Source organism: Paraburkholderia elongata, from assembly GCF_013177735.1.
GTDB classification, from domain to species: domain Bacteria; phylum Pseudomonadota; class Gammaproteobacteria; order Burkholderiales; family Burkholderiaceae; genus Paraburkholderia; species Paraburkholderia elongata.
This window is the reverse complement of sequence record NZ_WOEZ01000150.1, coordinates 1-16750: the sequence shown is the minus strand read 5'-3', so window position 1 is coordinate 16750 and position 16750 is coordinate 1. Positions and strand designations below refer to the sequence as shown.

General features: G+C 62.1%; 15 protein-coding genes. 4 read left to right on the top strand and 11 right to left on the bottom strand.

Features of this window, described 5'->3' with window-relative positions; genetic code table 11:
• Positions 1-128: 128 nt before the first annotated feature.
• From GNZ13_RS27285 to tauA, 3 genes are read right to left on the bottom strand one after another with little or no spacing between them, the layout of a single operon-like run.
• On the bottom strand, positions 129-1049 hold the full coding sequence (locus GNZ13_RS27285) for an ABC transporter permease subunit (protein ID WP_172170376.1): 921 nt from the start codon (positions 1047-1049) through the stop codon (positions 129-131).
• Positions 1042-1857 (bottom strand): taurine ABC transporter ATP-binding protein, encoded by an 816-nt coding sequence (locus GNZ13_RS27280; RefSeq protein ID WP_172170374.1) that lies wholly within the window; start codon positions 1855-1857, stop codon positions 1042-1044. The genes GNZ13_RS27285 and GNZ13_RS27280 overlap by 8 nt, the downstream gene beginning before the upstream one ends.
• Positions 1858-1889: 32 nt before the next feature.
• Positions 1890-2948: a taurine ABC transporter substrate-binding protein gene (gene tauA / locus GNZ13_RS27275; protein WP_172170372.1), complete on the bottom strand. Its 1059-nt coding sequence runs from the start codon at positions 2946-2948 to the stop codon at positions 1890-1892.
• A gap of 300 nt (positions 2949-3248) precedes the next feature.
• Between tauA and pdxR the strand changes: the two genes are divergently transcribed.
• Positions 3249-4775, top strand: coding sequence for a MocR-like pyridoxine biosynthesis transcription factor PdxR (gene pdxR, locus GNZ13_RS27270; protein WP_172170370.1), 1527 nt, complete (start codon positions 3249-3251; stop codon positions 4773-4775).
• Between the two features lie 76 nt (positions 4776-4851).
• Here the strand turns inward: pdxR and GNZ13_RS27265 are convergent, their stop codons facing one another.
• Positions 4852-5604 carry an IclR family transcriptional regulator gene (locus GNZ13_RS27265; protein WP_172170368.1) on the bottom strand — a complete coding sequence of 251 codons (753 nt, stop codon included), beginning with the start codon at positions 5602-5604 and terminating at the stop codon, positions 4852-4854.
• 138 nt (positions 5605-5742) lie between these two features.
• On the bottom strand, positions 5743-6507 hold the full coding sequence (locus GNZ13_RS27260; protein WP_172170366.1) for an IclR family transcriptional regulator: 765 nt from the start codon (positions 6505-6507) through the stop codon (positions 5743-5745).
• Positions 6508-6708: 201 nt separating this feature from the next.
• Here GNZ13_RS27260 and sauS point away from each other — a divergent pair, with 201 nt between their 5' ends.
• From sauS to GNZ13_RS27245, 3 genes are all read left to right on the top strand, one after another.
• Complete coding sequence (gene sauS, locus GNZ13_RS27255; protein WP_172170364.1) at positions 6709-8154, top strand: acylating sulfoacetaldehyde dehydrogenase; 1446 nt, start codon at positions 6709-6711, stop codon at positions 8152-8154.
• On the top strand, positions 8151-9818 hold the full coding sequence (locus tag GNZ13_RS27250) for an AMP-binding protein (protein WP_172170362.1): 1668 nt from the start codon (positions 8151-8153) through the stop codon (positions 9816-9818). Before sauS ends, GNZ13_RS27250 begins: the two co-directional genes overlap by 4 nt.
• 170 nt (positions 9819-9988) lie before the next feature.
• Positions 9989-11371, top strand: coding sequence for an MFS transporter (locus GNZ13_RS27245; RefSeq protein WP_172170360.1), 1383 nt, complete (start codon positions 9989-9991; stop codon positions 11369-11371).
• Between the two features lie 84 nt (positions 11372-11455).
• Here the strand turns inward: GNZ13_RS27245 and GNZ13_RS27240 are convergent, their stop codons facing one another.
• The 6 genes from GNZ13_RS27240 to GNZ13_RS27215 all read right to left on the bottom strand — a co-directional run.
• Complete coding sequence (locus tag GNZ13_RS27240; RefSeq protein WP_172170358.1) at positions 11456-12373, bottom strand: NAD(P)-dependent oxidoreductase; 918 nt, start codon at positions 12371-12373, stop codon at positions 11456-11458.
• 529 nt (positions 12374-12902) lie between these two features.
• On the bottom strand, positions 12903-13391 hold the full coding sequence (locus GNZ13_RS27235) for a hypothetical protein (RefSeq protein ID WP_172170356.1): 489 nt from the start codon (positions 13389-13391) through the stop codon (positions 12903-12905).
• A gap of 14 nt (positions 13392-13405) precedes the next feature.
• Positions 13406-13534 carry a transposase domain-containing protein gene (locus GNZ13_RS54375; protein WP_172170354.1) on the bottom strand — a complete coding sequence of 43 codons (129 nt, stop codon included), beginning with the start codon at positions 13532-13534 and terminating at the stop codon, positions 13406-13408.
• Positions 13535-13761: 227 nt separating this feature from the next.
• Positions 13762-14766 (bottom strand): tyrosine-type recombinase/integrase, encoded by a 1005-nt coding sequence (locus GNZ13_RS27225; RefSeq protein WP_172170352.1) that lies wholly within the window; start codon positions 14764-14766, stop codon positions 13762-13764.
• Entirely contained in the window at positions 14763-15707 is a 945-nt protein-coding gene (locus tag GNZ13_RS27220; RefSeq protein ID WP_172170350.1) for a tyrosine-type recombinase/integrase, read from the bottom strand. The genes GNZ13_RS27225 and GNZ13_RS27220 overlap by 4 nt, the downstream gene beginning before the upstream one ends.
• A 439-nt stretch (positions 15708-16146) precedes the next feature.
• Positions 16147-16750: tyrosine-type recombinase/integrase (locus tag GNZ13_RS27215; RefSeq protein ID WP_172170348.1), on the bottom strand; the 604-nt coding region annotated here is incomplete at its 5' end.

Here is a 16750-nt window from a genome sequence, read left to right as displayed (position 1 = left end):
TGAGTCCACGCTGGCGTGGGGCGCTGCGCGGCACTACACGGCACTACACGGCGCTATACGACGCGATAGGGCGCGATCGGACGAAGGCGGCCGCTATCGGCCGCGCTGAATCGATCGCGCTCCGCCGATCACACCCGGCCTTTCCACGGCACCAGCACGCGCTCGAGATGGCGCATCAGCAAGTCAAAGCACAAAGCAAAGAAGCCAATGACGACAATGCCCATGATCACCACGTCGCTGGCGAGGAACTCCGCAGCGTTGAGCACCATGAAGCCGAGGCCACTCGTTGACGCGACCATTTCCGCGGCAACCAGCGTCGTCCAGCCGACGCCGATGCCTATGCGCATACCCGTGAAGATCTCCGGCAGCGCGGATTTCAGGATCACATACAACACCACCTGCGTGCGCGAGGCGCCCATCGAATAGGCCGCATGAATCTGCTCGATCGACACGGACCGCACGCCGGATCGCGCCGCGATGGCGAGTGGCGCGAAGATGGCCAGGTAGATGAGAAAGACTTTGGAGAATTCACCAATGCCGAACCAGATGATGATGAGCGGCAAATAGGCGAGCGGCGGAAGCGGCCGATAGAACTCGATGGGTGGATCGAACATGCCCCGCGCAAAGCGCGAGACGCCCATCATCACGCCGATTGGAATCGCGGTCACGCAGGCGAGCGCGAAGGCGCCGAACACGCGCAGCAAGCTGATGCCGGTATGTTGCGCGAGCGTGGAACCGGCGAAACCCTCCGTGGCCACATACACGAACTTCGCGTACACCGCTTGCGGCGATGGCAGAAAGAGCGGTTTGATCCAGTGAAGGTTAGTCGCGACAAACCACAGCCCGACGAATAGGGCGACCGTCACGAGGCTCGTGACGATGCTGCTGCCCTGGCCGGGTACGCCGAACGTGTCGCCTGGCTTGGCGGGTTTTTTGGCGAGAAGCCGTGGACGTCGACCGGGGGTGCGCGGTGGCTCGATCGGCGTGTCGGATCCGAGCGGGGCCTGCTGGCCGTGCGCAAATGCATGAGCCCGTTTTGAACTAAACATGTGTCACCTCGGCTTCGGCGGCGTGCGTTTTCTCGTCGCCGTAAATGATGCTGAGCACGCGCTCGCGCATCTCGATGAAATCGGGGCTCGACTTGATCGCGCGCGCGTCGCGTGTTTCGAGAAAACGTCGGTTGAAATCCAGCTCATAGGTGTGCGTGACGCGCCCGGGACGCGGTGACATCACGATCAGGTGGCTGGCCAGAAAGAGCGCTTCCTCGACACTGTGCGTGATGAAGAAGAACATCTTGCTGGTTTTCGTCCAGACGTCGAGCAGCAGTTCCTGAATGGTTTCGCGGGTGAGCGCATCGAGCGCGGCCATCGGCTCGTCCATCAGCAGCATGGCGGGGTCGCAGGTCAGCGCGCGGGCGATGCCGACACGCTGCTGCATCCCGCCGGAGAGCTGATAGATCATGTGCTTGTGAAAGTCCTGCAAGCCGACCAGCGCCAGATTGCGCGTGGCGATCTCGCGCCGCTGCGTTTTCGGCACGCCCTGAAGCTTCAGGCCGAACTCAGCGTTGTCGATCACGTTGAGCCAGGGCAACAGGGCGTGCTTCTGAAACACAACGCCACGGTCAGCGCCTGGACCTGCGATCGGCGAACCGCCGAGCAGCAGCTCGCCGCTGGTCGGCGCAATGAAGCCCGCCATAAGCGAGAGCAGGGTGGTCTTGCCACAACCCGATGCACCGAGCGCGACGACGAAGTCGCCCGAGTTGATCGTCAGATTGATGTCGTCGAGCGCGTGCACCGTCTGGCCGGGCTTGCGGCCCGGAAAGACCACGCTCACATTCTTGACTCTCATGCTTTCCATGTTGCCTCCTGAATCGACAGAACCGGCTTACATCATTTGAGTTTCATTGCTGCTTCGGCGTAAGCCGGGGTCACGAACTTCGAGTAATCGGGCAATACCGCGCTGATCTGTTTCTGATCCTTCAGGAAGTTGGCCGTGTCCTTCAGCGCGAAAGTCGCGCGGCCCGCGCTGCCACCGCCCAGCCATTGCGAGGAGGCCTGCTCCTGGAGCGTCGGGAAGGCATAGAGCGAGAGCGACGCCGGCACGTCGGCCGGCGAGCCGCCGATCATCTTCGCGATGGCTGCGGCCTGCGGCGAGGTGGCATTCCATTGCGCCGCATTCTTGCGGTACTGATCGTCCGCATCGGCGATGGCTTTCACGAGTTTTGCCATGAAGTCCTTGTGCGCCTCGCCCCATTGGCGATCGACGGCGATCCCGTCGAAGGTCGGTTTGCCGAGCTTCGACAGGTCGCCGGACGTAATCAGGACCTTGCCGCTCTTCTTCAATTGCGCAAGCGCCGGGTCCCAGACGTAAGCGGCGTCGATATCGCCGCGCTCCCACGCCGCGACCAGCTGGTTCGGCTGCATGTTGAGGATCTTCACCTCGGACGGATTGATGCCCCAATGCTGCAGCGCGAACATGGTGTGATAGTGCGTCGTCGACACGAACGGCACGCCGATCGTCTTGCCCTTCAGATCGGCCGGTTTGGTGATGCCGGAGCCGTTGCGTACGACCATCGCTTCGGCCTGGTTGATGTTGTCCAGAATCCAGAAGAGCTGCAGGTCGAGACCCTGGCTGACCGCCGCCGCGAGCGGGCTCGAGCCGATCACGCCGACCTTCACGTCGCCCGACGCCATGGCGGTCGCGACCTTCGCGCCGGATTCGAATTGCCGCCAGTTGATCTTGTAGCCCGTCTCTTTCTCGATCGAGCCGTTCGCGATCGCGACGACCCATGGGTCGACGATCTGTTGATAGGCTATTGTGACCTCTTTGTCCTGCGCGTGGCTGGCTGGCGCCACCACGCAGGCGAGCGCGGCGAATGCCGCCACAGCCACGCGGCGCGTCAAATCGCCGAACCAGCGGGACAGCTTTTTGGGGTGATCGCTTTTCATCTTAGGTCTCCAGAATGGCCGTGTAGGTACGCGAATACACGTGAATCCAACGCCCGCCGACGGGGGCTTGTCCCAATCGCCGGCAATGGGATGATGCGAGTATCGTCAGTAATAAATGTTGCGGGTTAGGGCCAGACGTGGCTGATCGTTGAGTCCACACCGCTGCACCAGAATGGGCCGCCGCGCCGGTCCCGCCGGCAACCGCCCGAGAGTGGCTGGCAGGCGTTTTTTTGCACGTCCACAATGCCGGTGTCCGCCTTCGTGCGGGCGGGCCCCGCCTACAAAAAATCAGGAGAAAGCATGGCAAGTCGCACCTCGGTGGCCCTATGGACCCAGCGGTTCCAGCGTTCACCCGAGTCTAATATGAGCCTCCAGGGCCAAATTCGCCAGATGCTGGTGGCCGCGATTCTGGACGGGCAACTGCTGCCGGATCACGCGTTGCCGTCCAGCCGCGAGCTGGCCGATCAACTGAGCGTCGCCCGCAATACGGTGGTGCTCGCGTACCAGCAACTGGTTGAGGAAGGCTATCTGATTTCGCGTGAGCGCAGCGGGCATTTCGTCAACCCGGCCATCCTCGAAGGGCGGCACGAATTTGCGCCACTGCAAACGACCCCCGCGCAGGCGGCCAATGAGGCGCTTGCGAGGCCGGACTGGGACCAGCGCGTCAGAAGACGGCCGTCCTCGCAGCGCAACATCGTCAAGCCGGGCAACTGGCTGAGCTACGAATATCCCTTTATCTACGGACAATTCGACCAGTCGCTGTTTCCGACCAACGACTGGCGCGAATGCTGCATGAAAGCGCTGTCGGTCATGGAGATTCGCAACTGGGCGCCGGACCTGATCGAGCGCGACGACGATACGCTGATCCAGCAGATTCGCACGCGAGTGTTGCCGCGGCGCGGCGTGTTTGCGATGCCGGACGAAATCGTCGTGACGATCGGCTGCCAGCAGGCGCTCTATCTGATCGCGGATCTGCTCGCGAGCGAGCGGACCACGATCGGTTTTGAAAACCCCGGCTATCCAGATGCCCGCAATATCTTCGAGAACCGCAATGCGCGGCTGCAGCCACTGCCTGTCGATGGCGGCGGCGTGCGCCCGGTGGAGGATGCCGATCTGCTCGCGCAATGCGACTACGTCTATGTGACGCCGAGCCACCAGTGTCCGACCACGGCCACCATGCCCATCGAGCGGCGCCATGCGCTGCTGGAACAGGCGCAGGCTCATGATTTCGTGTTGATCGAAGACGACTACGAAAGCGAAAACAACTTCTCCGGCTCACCGCACCCGGCGTTGAAGAGCCTGGATACAGCGGACCGGGTGATCTATATCGGCAGCCTGTCGAAGACTTTTGCGCCTGGTTTGCGGCTGGGTTATATCGTTGGGCCGCGTGAACTGGTGCGCGAACTGCGCGCGTTGCGGCGCCTGATGGTGCGGCACCCGGCAGCCTATATTCAGCGCGCCTTTGCCACGTTTCTCGCGCTCGGGCACCACGATGCGCTGCTGCGGCGGCTTGCTCACGCCTATCGGGAGCGCGCCCAGGCGCTGATGACGGCGCTCGACACGCATCTTCCCGAAGCGCGCTACGTGCCGGTGGGGGGCGGCGCGTCGTGCTGGGTCGAGGGGCCGCCGTGGCTCGATGCGACACGTCTCGCCGCGGATGCGCAGGCACACGGCATTCTGATCGAACTGGGGCGGGTCTTTTTCATGACCGGACTGGAGCAGAACCACTGCTTCCGGATGGGCTTTTCGGCCATCAAGCTCGAGAAGATCGATGCGGGCGTGCGCCTGCTCGCGGAGCTGGTGCGCGCGCAGCAGCCCGTGGAATAGGCGGCTGAACGAGCGGCGCCAGAAGCGTCGCGATCAGCATCGCAACGGCGGCACGACAAGCGGCACAACAAGCGGGCTAGAACGTTTTGGCGAGCTGCTGAGCGGCTTCCTGCAGACGTGGCACGAATTCGAGAGCGCGCGACAGCGGCGCCCGCGAGACCGGCGCATGAACGGCGATCGCCGCGATGCAGGTGTTGTTCTCATCCATCACCGGCGCGGCCACACACGCGATGCCGGCGACGAATTCCTCGTTGTCGATGGCGATGCGCTTGTGCGCGGTGCGGTCCAGTTCCGCTTCGAGCAGTTCGGGGTCCGTGATGGTATTCGGCGTGAAGCGTTCGAGCTTCAGTGTGCGGACGAGGGCGGTGCGTTGTTCGCGCGGCAGCATGGCCAGCAGCAGCTTGCCGCTCGCGCTGCAATGCGCCGGCACGTGCGAGCCGGGCTTGAGATCGAGCCGCAACGGCCAGGGTGCTTCGAGCCTGTCGAGATACAGCACCTCGGTTTCGTGCAGCATCGTGAGGTTGCAGGTCTCGCCTAGATCGGCAACCAGGTTCGACAGGATCGCGTGCCGCAGCCGGCGGGCACCCGAGTGCATCATGACGCCAAGACCGAGTTGCGCGAGACGCGGCCCGATCACGTAGGCATTCTTCTGGCCCGGCTCGCGGATCACGAGGCCGCCAGCCTCGAGCGAAGCCAGCATGCGATGCAGCGAAGCCTTCGGCAGGTCGACGTCCTGGGCAATGTCGGCAAGCGACACGGGACCGTCGGCGCGCACGAGATGTTCGAGCAGGGCGAATGCGCGCAGGGTAGGCGTTTCTGCTTTAGTCATGTCTGCCGTTCCGAAAAATGGATCGGCGCCATTGTACCGCGTGGCCTTGCCGGTGGTGGTTTTCGCGGGGATCGGCCGATTTCAGTGCGCTATTTCAGTGCGGATTATTCCGTTTTTCGGAATGCCTTGCGGCGCGCGCTACTCCCGGAACGTCTTGGCGGTTTCCTCCGCGGCGAATCGCAGATCGGGCACGAAGGCCAGCAGATCGTCAAGTACGACGCGCCCGACCGGCGCCTGCACGGCGATGGCCGCGCACGCGCGATTGCGGTCCAGCATGACCGGCACAGCGATCGCGATGAGCCCTTGCAGATGTTCCTGATTGTTGATCGCGAGCTGGCGCCGTCGCGTGATGGTCAGCTCCTTGCGCAACTCGCCGCGATCCGTAATCGTCCGCTCGGAATAGGCGCGTAGCGGCAAAGTTTCGATGACCCGTTCGCGCCTGTCCTTGGGAAGAAAGCTGAGCAACAGCTTGCCGCTTGCCGAACAGTGCAGCGGCACATGCGAGCCCGGTTGAAGGTGCATGCGCAGCGGCCACTCCGTTTCCACCCGGTCCACATAGACCACATCGTTGCCGGCCAGCATCGTCAGATTGCAGGTCTCGCCGATTTTGGCCACCAATTGTTCAAGCAGCACATGGCGGGCAGCGGCCGGCCCCGCATGCATCAGCACATTGACCGCCAGCATCCGCACGCGCGGCGAACACTCATACAGCCGGTCGCCGGCGCTGCGCGTGACCAGCCACGCATCCATCAACTGCACCAGAATGCGGTGCACGGTCTGCTTGGGCAGTTCGAGGGCATGGACGAGATCCGTCATGGAAAGCGGGCCGCTTGCCTCAGCCAACGTTTCGAGTACGCGAAATGCACGCACGGCCGCCGCATTCGATTGATTCGAAGTCGACACACTGTCTCCTGAACGTCGTATTTGTAAGTTGGATTGTGCATCGGTCTGTTTAGTTTTCGGGACTATGGAAAGTCCCGAATATTGCACTTTTCGATTCCCGCCGGCTCGGCGCGAGGGATAGTTCAAAAAACGGGACTCCGAAGCAGCTACGGCTCACTAGATTGGTAGCAACACCAATTCTTTCCGTCCGGAGTGAACCGTATGAACGTTAGGGCCACAGAAGCCGAAGCTACGCACGCGAGCGCACACAGCGAGGTCGAACGCGTGGTTGCGTCACTGGTTGCGCGTGCGCGCGCCGCACAGCGCGTATTCGAGGTCGCGGGACAGGACGTGCTCGATGCCGCCGCCGCCGCCGCCGCGTGGGCGATCATGGAGCCCGCCCGCAACCGGCAGCTTGCCGAGCTGGCGGTGCGCGACACCGGCCTAGGCAACGCGGACGACAAGTTCCGCAAGAACTATCGTAAGACGCTCGGGCTGTTACGCGATCTGCGCGGGCAGAAGACCACGGGGGTGATCGAGCGTGATGACGCCACCGGTATCGTCGAAATCGCGCGGGCAGTCGGCGTGGTGGCGGCGATCACGCCGTCCACCAATCCGGCGGCCACGCCGATCAACAAGATCGTCAACGCCCTCAAATGCGGCAATGCTGTCATCGTGGCGCCGTCGCCCAAGGGCTATTCGTCGTGCGCGCTGCTAATCGATTTCATTCACGCGCAATTCACCAAAGTCGGACTCGCGGCCGACCTCGTCCAGATGTTGCCCGCGCCGATCAGCAAGGCGGCCACCGCTGAACTGATGCGGCAGTGCGATCTGGTCGTGGCGACCGGGTCGCAGGCGAACGTGCGGATGGCCTACGCAAGCGGGACGCCAGCGTTCGGCGTGGGCGCGGGAAACGTTGCTTCGATCGTCACCGCGTCTGCCGATTTGCACGATGCAGCGCACAAGATTGCACGCTCGAAAACTTTCGACAACGCCACGAGTTGTTCATCCGAAAACAGCGTTGTCATCGAAGCGGCGGTGTACCCAAACATGCTGGTCGAACTGACGGCCTGCGGTGGCGTGATGCTCGACGCCGCGCAAAAGGCGCGGTTGCAGGCCGCCCTGTGGTCGAACGGCAAGCTATCGGCGCACTGCACGGCGCGCTCGGCCACGGCGATTGCACAGGCGGCGGGCCTCGACGAGATCGCCGCACGTGAGCCCGCATTTCTGATGGTGGAGGAAACCGGCTTCGGCGCTGACTACCCGTTCTCGGGTGAGAAGCTCGCGCCGGTACTGACCGTTTATCGCGCGCAGACCTTCGACGCCGCTGCCGACATCGTGCGTGGCATCTACGCCTACATGGGAGCAGGGCACTCGGTCGGCCTGCATTCCACCGACCCCGGGCAGGCAGTGCAGCTTGGTTCGACGCTGCCGGTGGCGCGCGTGATCGTGAATCAGGCGCATTGCCTCGCGACCGGCGGCAACTTCGATAACGGCTTGCCATTCTCGCTTTCGATGGGATGCGGAACGTGGGGCCGCAACAATTTCTCGAGCAATCTTAACTTTCATCATTACTTGAACATTACGCGTGTGGCCTACCCGATCGAGGAGCGCGTCCCCGAACTGGACGACGTCCTTGGTGATTTTTTCGTGAGGTATGGCAAATGAACACGCCTCACACCATCCGTGCGCTGATCGACGAGCGCGCCGCGCAGTATCCCGACAAGCCGTTCCTGCTGGCGGCCCCTGAATGTGCCGAGGACGGTGGCGCTGCTGCTGCGCGTGCCGACATGTTGACCTTCGCGGAACTGCGCGACGACTGCCGCGCGCTTGAGACGGTCTTTCACGAAGCAGGCTTGCAGGCAGGCGATGTCGTTTCGGTCTTCATGGGCAACGGTATCCATACGGCAAGGCTGCTGCTCGCGGCGATGTACAGCGGGCTCGTCGCCAACCCGCTCAATCTGTTGTGCCAGCCGTCGCAGTTGCGCTACATCGTGGAGCATTCGGACACGCGCATGGTGTTTGTTTCCGGCGATACGCACGCGGCGATGCAGAGCGCGATCGACGGGTTGCGCGAGCAGGGCATCACCCGCTCCGTTGCGCTGATTCGCACAGAGCCCGATGCAGCCGTGGCGCCGGTGCCGGCTTGCGTCGAAGCCGCGCTGGTGGAAACGGCAGGTGTTACTGCCGCGCAAAGGGCATCGGCAGAGGGTACGCGTGGCGCGCCATCTATAACCGCCTGGGATTCCAAAGCGTCGTCAACCAGCGAGCCAGATGCAAGCGATGTGGCGCTGCTGATGTACACGTCCGGCACCACGGGCGCACCGAAGGGCGTCCTGCTGGACCATCGAAACCTGCTGGCCAATGCTCGCAACATCTCGCATGAGCACCGGCTCGGTACCGGCGACCGGGTCTTCGCCGCATTGCCGCTTTATCACATCAATGGTCTCGTCGTGACGCTGCTTGCGCCGCTCTTTCACGGCGGCTCGGTGGTCATGGCACCGAGGTTTTCCGCGCGCACCTACTGGCGCGATGTCGCGCGCCATGGTTGCACATGGATCAACGTGGTGCCGACGATCGTCGCTTATCTGCTCAACAACGACGAACCCTGCACGTTCGACCTGTCCGCGCTGAGGTTCTGCCGTAGTGCGTCGGCGGCGCTGCCCGTCGATCATCACCGGGCGTTCGAGGCGCGCTTCGGGATCGGCATCATCGAAACGATGGGCATGACCGAAACCGCCGCGCCTGTGTTCAGCAATCCATACGATCCAGGGAACCGAAGAATCGGCAGTATCGGCCTGCCTTCAGGCGGTGAAGCGAAAGTGATCGACCGTGACGGGCGCGAATGCGCGCCCAACGAGTGCGGCGAACTGGTGTTGCGTGGCGAACAGGTCATGCGTGGCTATTACAAGCGCCCTGGGGAAACGCGTGCAGCCTTCACCGCCGACGGCTGGCTGCGTACCGGTGACCTCGGCTATCGCGACAGCGACGGTTACTTCTACATCAACGGCCGTGCGAAGGAATTGATCATCAAGGGCGGCGAAAACATCGCCCCGCGCGAGATCGATGAGGCGTTGCTCAAACACCCCGGCGTGCTGGATGCAGCGGTGGTGGGCGTGCCGGATAGCGCCTACGGGCAGGAGATCGTCGCCTTCATCGTGCCTCGCGTGGAGCAAGGGCAGGGGCAGGGCGCGCTCGACATCGCGGATCTGCGTGAGCACTGTTTGCGTGAGCTGGGCCGCTACAAGACGCCGAAGGAGTTTCGCTTCGTCGCGGAATTGCCCCGCGGACCCTCGGGCAAGGTGCAGCGCCTGAAGCTCGTGCCCACCTGACGGCGCGTGCATCGGCGCGTCCATCGGCATGCGCATCGGCACGCCTTGATCGCGTCGGCAAGCACAGGAGGAGGGCGCGCGTCGAGGCGCACGCGACTCGACGCAGTACGACGTACGGATCGAACGACCACAGACGCCGCCGGCGTCACATAAGAGACACAGGAGACAGCATGCAAACGCACAAGCGGCGTGTGAAGACGCGCCACATCATCCTGGCCGTCATGTGCCTGATGTATTTCATCTCGTACATCGACCGCGTGAACATTGCCGTGGCCGGCCCTATCATCCGGCACGAAATGGGGCTGACGACGGTTCAGCTCGGCCTCGTGTTTTCCGCGTTCGCTTATCCGTACGCGTTCATGCAGGTCATCGGCGGCTGGCTGTCGGACAAGTACGGGCCGAAGCTGGTGCTGACGGTGCTATCGCTGATCTGGGGGGCGGCGACGCTCGCCACCGGATTCGCCGGCAGTGTGGCGATGCTCGTCGCGCTGCGGTTCGCGTTGGGAATCGGCGAGGGCGGCGCGTTCCCGACGGCGACGCGTGCCTTTACCTACTGGATGCCGGTGGCAGAGCGTGGTTTCGCTCAAGGCATCACACATAGCTTCGCCCGCCTCGGCGGCGCGGTTACGCCGCCGCTCGTGCTCGCGGTGGTGGTGGCGGGCGGCTGGCGCGACGCGTTCATTCTGCTCGGCGTCGCGAGTCTCGCGTGGACGGTGCTGTATCTGTGCGTCTTTACGAATTCGCCGGAGCAGAACCGGCGCGTGACGCCCGAGGAAACGGCGGAGATCGGCTATCGCGCCGGCGACTGCGAACGCGCCAAGCGTGCGGCCACGCCGTGGCGCAAACTGATTCGTCGTATGTGGCTCGTCACGTTCGTCGACTTCTGTTACGGCTGGCTGCTGTGGGTCTATCTGACCTGGCTGCCTTCGTACCTGAAGGAGGCGCGCGGCTTCGATCTCAAGCAACTGGCGTTGTTCACTGCGTTGCCGCTGCTCGCTGGTGTGATCGGCGATACCCTGGGCGGCGTCGTCTCGGACCGGCTCTACAAGCGCACCGGCCGGCTGCGTTTTGCGCGCTGCGCCGTGCTGGTGGTGGGCATGGGCGGTTCGCTCGTCTTCCTTCTGCCGATGGTGTCCGCGACCAATCCGCTGATGGCGGTGCTGTTCCTGTCGGCGTCGTTCTTCTTTCTCGAGATCACGAATCCTGTGTTGTGGACCTTGCCGCTCGACATCGGCGGCAGATACGCAGGCACCGCGGGCGGCATGATGAACACGGGCTTCGGCGTCGCCGGCATGATATCGCCCGTGGTGTTCGGCTATCTGATCGAGACAACCGGCAGCTATAACGTGCCGTTCACGATTTCCGCCTGTTTGCTAGGGGTGGGGATTGTGGCCGCGCTCTTCATCGATCCGACCAGGACGGTCGAGGCCGACGAGGAGCGCGAGCGGCGCGAAGGCAGAAAGCTGGACGGCGTGCCCGCGTTTCTTCAGGCGAGCGGCGCGGCGCGGCTGGAGCGGCACCATCTGCGCCGCCCGCTGCGCTGGCGCAGATAAGGCGTGATCGGGCGTGTTCGGACGTGTTCGGGCGCGCTCAGGCGAGTGAGCGCACGGCAGGCGCCCGCTCGCTCGCGACGCTCGTTAGCCGGCAGGCGTGAGCTTGCGCAAACGCCAGATGAGGCTCGAGGTGTCGTAGCGGTAGCCGCCCAGCGCCTGAACGTCGCCGTAGAACTGATCGACAAGCGCGGTGACCGGAAGCGATACACCAACGCGCTTTGCTTCGTCGAGACAGAAACCGAGGTCCTTGCGCATCCAGTCGACGGCGAAGCCGTAATCGAACTTGCCTTCGATCATCGTCTTGCCGCGGTTTTCCATCTGCCAGCTAGCCGCCGCGCCCTTGCCGATCACCTCCAGGACGCGGGCCATGTCGAGGCCTGCGTTCTCGCCGAAATGAATGGCTTCGGACAAGCCCTGCACGATACTGGCGACGCAGATCTGATTGACCATTTTGGCCAGTTGGCCGGCGCCTGTCGGGCCGATCAGCGTGACGGCGGCCGCGTAATGGTGCAGCGTCGCCGCGCAACGTTCGAACGCCGCTGCGTCGCCGCCGCACATGATCGTCAGCTTACCGTTTTGCGCGCCGGACTGGCCGCCGGAGACGGGCGCGTCGATGAATTGCAAACCCTGCGTGCCCGCGATGTCCGCGAGTTCCCGGGCGACGTTAGCCGAAGTGGTGGTGTGATCGACGAAGGGCGTGCCACGCGCCATGCCCACAAACGCGCCCTGGTCGCTGAGGGTGATGCTGCGCAGATCGTCGTCGTTGCCCACGCACGCCAGTACCAGATCGGCGCCGTCCGCGGCTTCGCGTGGCGTGCGTGCAGCGCGTCCGCCGTACTCGGCGACCCATTGCTCCGCTTTTTGCGCGGTACGGTTGTAAACCGTCACGTCGAGGCCGGCTTTCGCTAGATGCCCGGCCATGGGATAACCCATGACGCCGAGGCCGAGAAAGGTGACGCGGCGTACTGCGTCGCTCGAAGAGGGGGCTGCTGGATGGTTCATTGGAGTTCCTCCGGGCTGTTCGGATAGTGGGGAAATCAATTATCTCAGCGATGTCTCCATTTCGACTCGATCCGTGCAGACGTCCGTTCGTGACGGAAGTTAAGACGTTCGCGGATTCGCGATGAAGGTCCGAAGGGCTCTTATTGTGAAGCAACATAAGTTATCCCACGACAATAAAGTCAAAAACGAAAACGAACGTGTTCGTTTTTGACTTTGCGTAGCAGCCTGAGGCTTGGGTATATATCTAGGCTCATATATCTTTGTGTCGTCCGATTCGAGACCTGTGAGCGTTGACTGGCGTTGCTCCGAATCGTTTCAGGGATGCGGTGGCAACGGAACGCGACCCACAAGGCCTTCGCTCCGTCCGGAAACAGACCTTCGATCGACGACCAACCGACGGGGAGATGGATTTGGTATCGCGCTAGTTCGCAAGGTTGCGCTGGCGGACGGTTTCGACGTGCCATTGGTTCTGCTATTCACTTCGAGATATGTATCCGTCAGCGGAACCCGTGTTGACGATATCGCGCGGTTAGATGTCGACAATTTTTCGCAATAGAGCGTACGAGACCCGCCAATGGCCTTCCGATTCACTGACGGCGATAGACGCAGTTTTCGCGTTGAGCCTGACGATGATGCCGACTCGCTCACTCAGATGTTTGTCGGTGAAGCCAACGGTGTCGCCAATGAAGAATTCCTCTCGTTGTGCTCGCGGTGGCGGCGGCGGAGTGTGAGTTGGGCCGTTTGCAGTGCCGGGGATAACCGCCGCGTATAGTACCGACCAACGCTGACGGCTCTGGTTGTCCTGGATCACCACCTGGGTTTGCCGCAACTCCACCACCGTTCCATGCGAAGGTGGTGCGAGCGGATCGCCCCCGATATAACTGACCTCCATTCCCAGGTGCAAGCGTTGACGAACTTCGAGAATACGTCGCGGGTCGTCCAGCATTTTGCCGATGGCGAGATAGAGGCGATACAACTCGGCGCTGGGCGCCTGCCGAAGCGAGTCGAGAATGTCCATGGGCGGTAAGGTGTTTATCGGGCGAGCGGCAACAGTTCGTGCACGCGGTTGAAAGGATACGATGGTAACTGCTCAACCGTGCGCTCAAGCCACGCATAGGGCTCGATTCTGTTCAGGCGAGCCGTGCCGATCAGTGAATACATCGTGGCTGCCGCTCGAGCGCCACGCGGCGAGCCGGCGAACATCCAGTTGGCCCTTTTATAGAAACGATTCTATAAAAGGGCTTATCGTCAGTTTGCAGTTATCGAAGGTTCGCTGGAAGTGTATCGAGTGAACAACCGACGATCGATGCCGGAGCCCTGTATTTGCGGGACAACGGCATCAATGTGAATGCGTGATCTGTGGTGCGCCAGCTACGAACCATCCATAACTATAGAGTCTCCAGGAACCGAAGGAGATCATCTTTCGGTCGGTATCGAAGGGGTTTGCGTGATGGTGCCTGGAGTGCCTTCAATGCCCGTTCTTTCATCTGCAGGTCCGCTTCGACATAGTGATGGGTGGTAGTGGGACTTTCGTGTCCAAGCCACAGCGCGATGACTGTATCGGGAACGCCCGACTGCAGCATGTGCATGGCAACGGAATGGCGAACGAGGTGCGGAAATATCCGACGCCGGACGAGCTCCGGAAATTGGCGTGAGGCGATCTGGGCAGCGAGTTTCAACCGGTCAGTGAAACCGATGCGTGTGAGCGCAGCGCCAGATCGACTGGGAAATAGCGGTTCCTGAGGGGCACGTGGATATTGCCGTAGCCAGCGCTTGAGGTCTTTGGCGGTGTCGGGCCACAGCGGGACTGAGCGCTCCTTGCGGCCCTTGCCATGGATACGAACCCATGCGGTGGGCCCGAGCACGAGATCGGACACGCGCATGTCAATGAGTTCCGAAACACGAGCGCCCGTGTTGTAAAGCGTTGCCAGCATGATGTGGTCTCGCTGCCCCGTCCATGTTCTGGTATCTGGAGCCGCGAGAATCGCTTCGATATGTTCACGGGACAGAAATCCTACCAGTGGTTGCTCAAACCGCTTCATGGGAATCGCCAGTACCGACTGCGCTATCGCCATGGCTGACGGCTCCTCGAATGAAACGTATTCCATGAACGACCGGATGGCGGCAAACCTCGCGTTCCGGCTGCGGATGGAATTGCGCCGGTCCTGTTCGAGGTACCGGAGAAAGTCGAGGATGAATGACGCGTCCAGGTCTTCGATGGTGATATCGCTGGGCCGTTTGTGCAAGCGTTGATAAGCAAAGGCCAGGAGCAATCGGAAGCTGTCGCGATACGCCGTCATAGTGCAAGGGCTCACGTGCCGCTGCTGCTGCAAACGCTGCATAAAGAACTTCTGTACCAGGACGGCAAAGGGCTGTGTGGCGGAATGGCTCATGATGTACCTCCATAACAGTGCACGAAGCGCCGGGCTGCGATCGCCAGCAGCTCGGGCGTGGCTGTTTCATACCAATACGTGTCCGTGATCTTGGCGTGTCCAAGGTAGGTCGACAGGGCTAGAATGCTGCGATCCACGTTCAATCCGCGCGCATGCCACTCCTGCAATCGATGGCAGACGAACGAATGTCGGAGATCCTGCAGCCGCGGTGCGGGATGGTCCCCTCGAGCGCGCCACTTCAAGGCTGTCCGCAATACCTTGAAGGCACGCTCGACGCTTCGTGTCGAGGCAGGTCGACCGTAATCGAACACGAAGAATGCGTCGGTGTTACCAGCGAGAGGATCGCGGTCGCGCTTCCTGACATAGCTGCGTAACGCTTCTGCCGCGGTGGGGTGTATCGGCACCCAACGCGGCTTGCCAAACTTGGCGCATCGAATGTGTAGCAGTTGTTGCTCGAGATCGACATCCGAACGGGTTAGCCCCGTCGCTTCCGAGACGCGCAGGCCTGTTGCCGCGATCAATCCAAAGATTGTCTTACAGCTCGCACCGCGCAGGCCATCGGGCGGACATAAGTGATCGCAGGCAGCCAACAGATCAAGGATCTCATTGTCTGTAAAAACATGCGGTGTCAACCGCCGATGGGCACCTCCGAACAGGCTTCGCGGCGGAATCTCGGTTGCGGGATCGAACTGCCGACAATAGGAGGCAAAGGGCCGAAGCACCTCGATCCGGCGTGCAGCCGTTAGCCGTCGGCCAGTGTGTGAACTGCTGGCCCACTGAACGGCAAGTCGTACCGTCAGCGGACCAGAATGGCCAACCTGTTCGGCGAAGCGCGCAAATTGCCTGAGCTGCGTGCCTTCAGTTTCAAGCCGAAAGCCTGCACGTCGGCGAACGGCCAGGTAATCGTCGATCCAAGTCGAGAATGATGTACGTGCGTTCATGGCCGCCTCCCTGGCCATGGGAGAGCCACGCGCCGAAGCGCGGGAAGATCGACCTTCGCGTAGAGTAAATGTGCTGCAGCACATTTCCTCTATTACCGGCAGAAAGTTGTTATGTAGAGTAGCCAAGGCAAACGCTTCGTGAGCAAAGCGTCAGCTTTGGGTTACTGCACATAAAGATTCCTGATGGGGCTCCTAGCGGCCATCGGGATCGCCATCATCCGCGACTTCCTGGGTCACGAGGATGTGAAGACGACTGAGATCTATGCTCGCGCAACTGAAGCGGAATGCACTCGAGAAAGTGGCGGACGATGCGCCGCTTCCGAAGATCCCGTCCTTGCAGCAGAACAAGTCCTTGCTCGATTGGCTACATTCGCTGTAGGGTCACGGAGGCCACGCACGCCGTTTGTTAGCTGCGGCCCTCCACATCCCGCTCAAACATTTATGTCGAGTTCCTACGCCCGGAAGCCTTTGCTATCAGCGAGCTTGAATCGAGACTGCACATAACAATTTTCTGCCGGTAATAAATCGTCGTCGTGTTGAGGCTGCGGTGACGCAACAGGTCGGCGATCTCCTTGAACGGCGCACCACCTTGTGCCATCCGGCATGCCATGGTGTGTCGGAATATATGCGTGCCGCGCACGCGCTGCTGCAGACCGCAGCGTTCGGCAGCGTTACGAACGGCGCTTCGGACGATGTCCACGTTAGCCGCGGCATTGAGCGGTGGCCGATGGCGGACGAAGACCTCGCGCCGTGTGGTCTGCGGACGTCCGTGTTCCAGATACGTTGCGATCGCCTGGCCGGTCAATCGTGGAAGCGGCACGACGTCGGTTCGCTTGCCCTTGCCGCGAATCCTCAACACTCCAGCGCGCCAGTCGATGTCATCCAGGCGCAGGTGCGCGACCTCCGCTCGTCGCAAGCCCAGGTCCAGCAGGCAGCGCGTAATTGCGAAGTCGCGCATGCCCGTGGCGCTGTCGCGATCGAAAGCGTTGAGCAGTTGCCCGGTCTCGACAGGCGTGAGAACCTCGGGCAGTCCGGCGAGGCGC

What these genes read in the sequence shown, in the direction of transcription:
- GNZ13_RS27245 (WP_172170360.1), top strand. Translation starts at nt 9,989, where the DNA reads ATGCAAACGCACAAGCGGCGTGTGAAGACGCGCCACATCATCCTGGCC.
- GNZ13_RS27235 (WP_172170356.1), bottom strand. Translation starts at nt 13,391, where the DNA reads ATGGACATTCTCGACTCGCTTCGGCAGGCGCCCAGCGCCGAGTTGTAT.
- GNZ13_RS27280 (WP_172170374.1), bottom strand. Translation starts at nt 1,857, where the DNA reads ATGGAAAGCATGAGAGTCAAGAATGTGAGCGTGGTCTTTCCGGGCCGC.
- tauA (WP_172170372.1), bottom strand. Translation starts at nt 2,948, where the DNA reads ATGAAAAGCGATCACCCCAAAAAGCTGTCCCGCTGGTTCGGCGATTTG.
- GNZ13_RS27225 (WP_172170352.1), bottom strand. Translation starts at nt 14,766, where the DNA reads ATGAGCCATTCCGCCACACAGCCCTTTGCCGTCCTGGTACAGAAGTTC.
- GNZ13_RS27285 (WP_172170376.1), bottom strand. Translation starts at nt 1,049, where the DNA reads ATGTTTAGTTCAAAACGGGCTCATGCATTTGCGCACGGCCAGCAGGCC.
- GNZ13_RS27265 (WP_172170368.1), bottom strand. Translation starts at nt 5,604, where the DNA reads ATGACTAAAGCAGAAACGCCTACCCTGCGCGCATTCGCCCTGCTCGAA.
- GNZ13_RS27250 (WP_172170362.1), top strand. Translation starts at nt 8,151, where the DNA reads ATGAACACGCCTCACACCATCCGTGCGCTGATCGACGAGCGCGCCGCG.
- GNZ13_RS27240 (WP_172170358.1), bottom strand. Translation starts at nt 12,373, where the DNA reads ATGAACCATCCAGCAGCCCCCTCTTCGAGCGACGCAGTACGCCGCGTC.
- GNZ13_RS27220 (WP_172170350.1), bottom strand. Translation starts at nt 15,707, where the DNA reads ATGAACGCACGTACATCATTCTCGACTTGGATCGACGATTACCTGGCC.
- GNZ13_RS54375 (WP_172170354.1), bottom strand. Translation starts at nt 13,534, where the DNA reads ATGTATTCACTGATCGGCACGGCTCGCCTGAACAGAATCGAGCCCTAT.
- pdxR (WP_172170370.1), top strand. Translation starts at nt 3,249, where the DNA reads ATGGCAAGTCGCACCTCGGTGGCCCTATGGACCCAGCGGTTCCAGCGT.
- sauS (WP_172170364.1), top strand. Translation starts at nt 6,709, where the DNA reads ATGAACGTTAGGGCCACAGAAGCCGAAGCTACGCACGCGAGCGCACAC.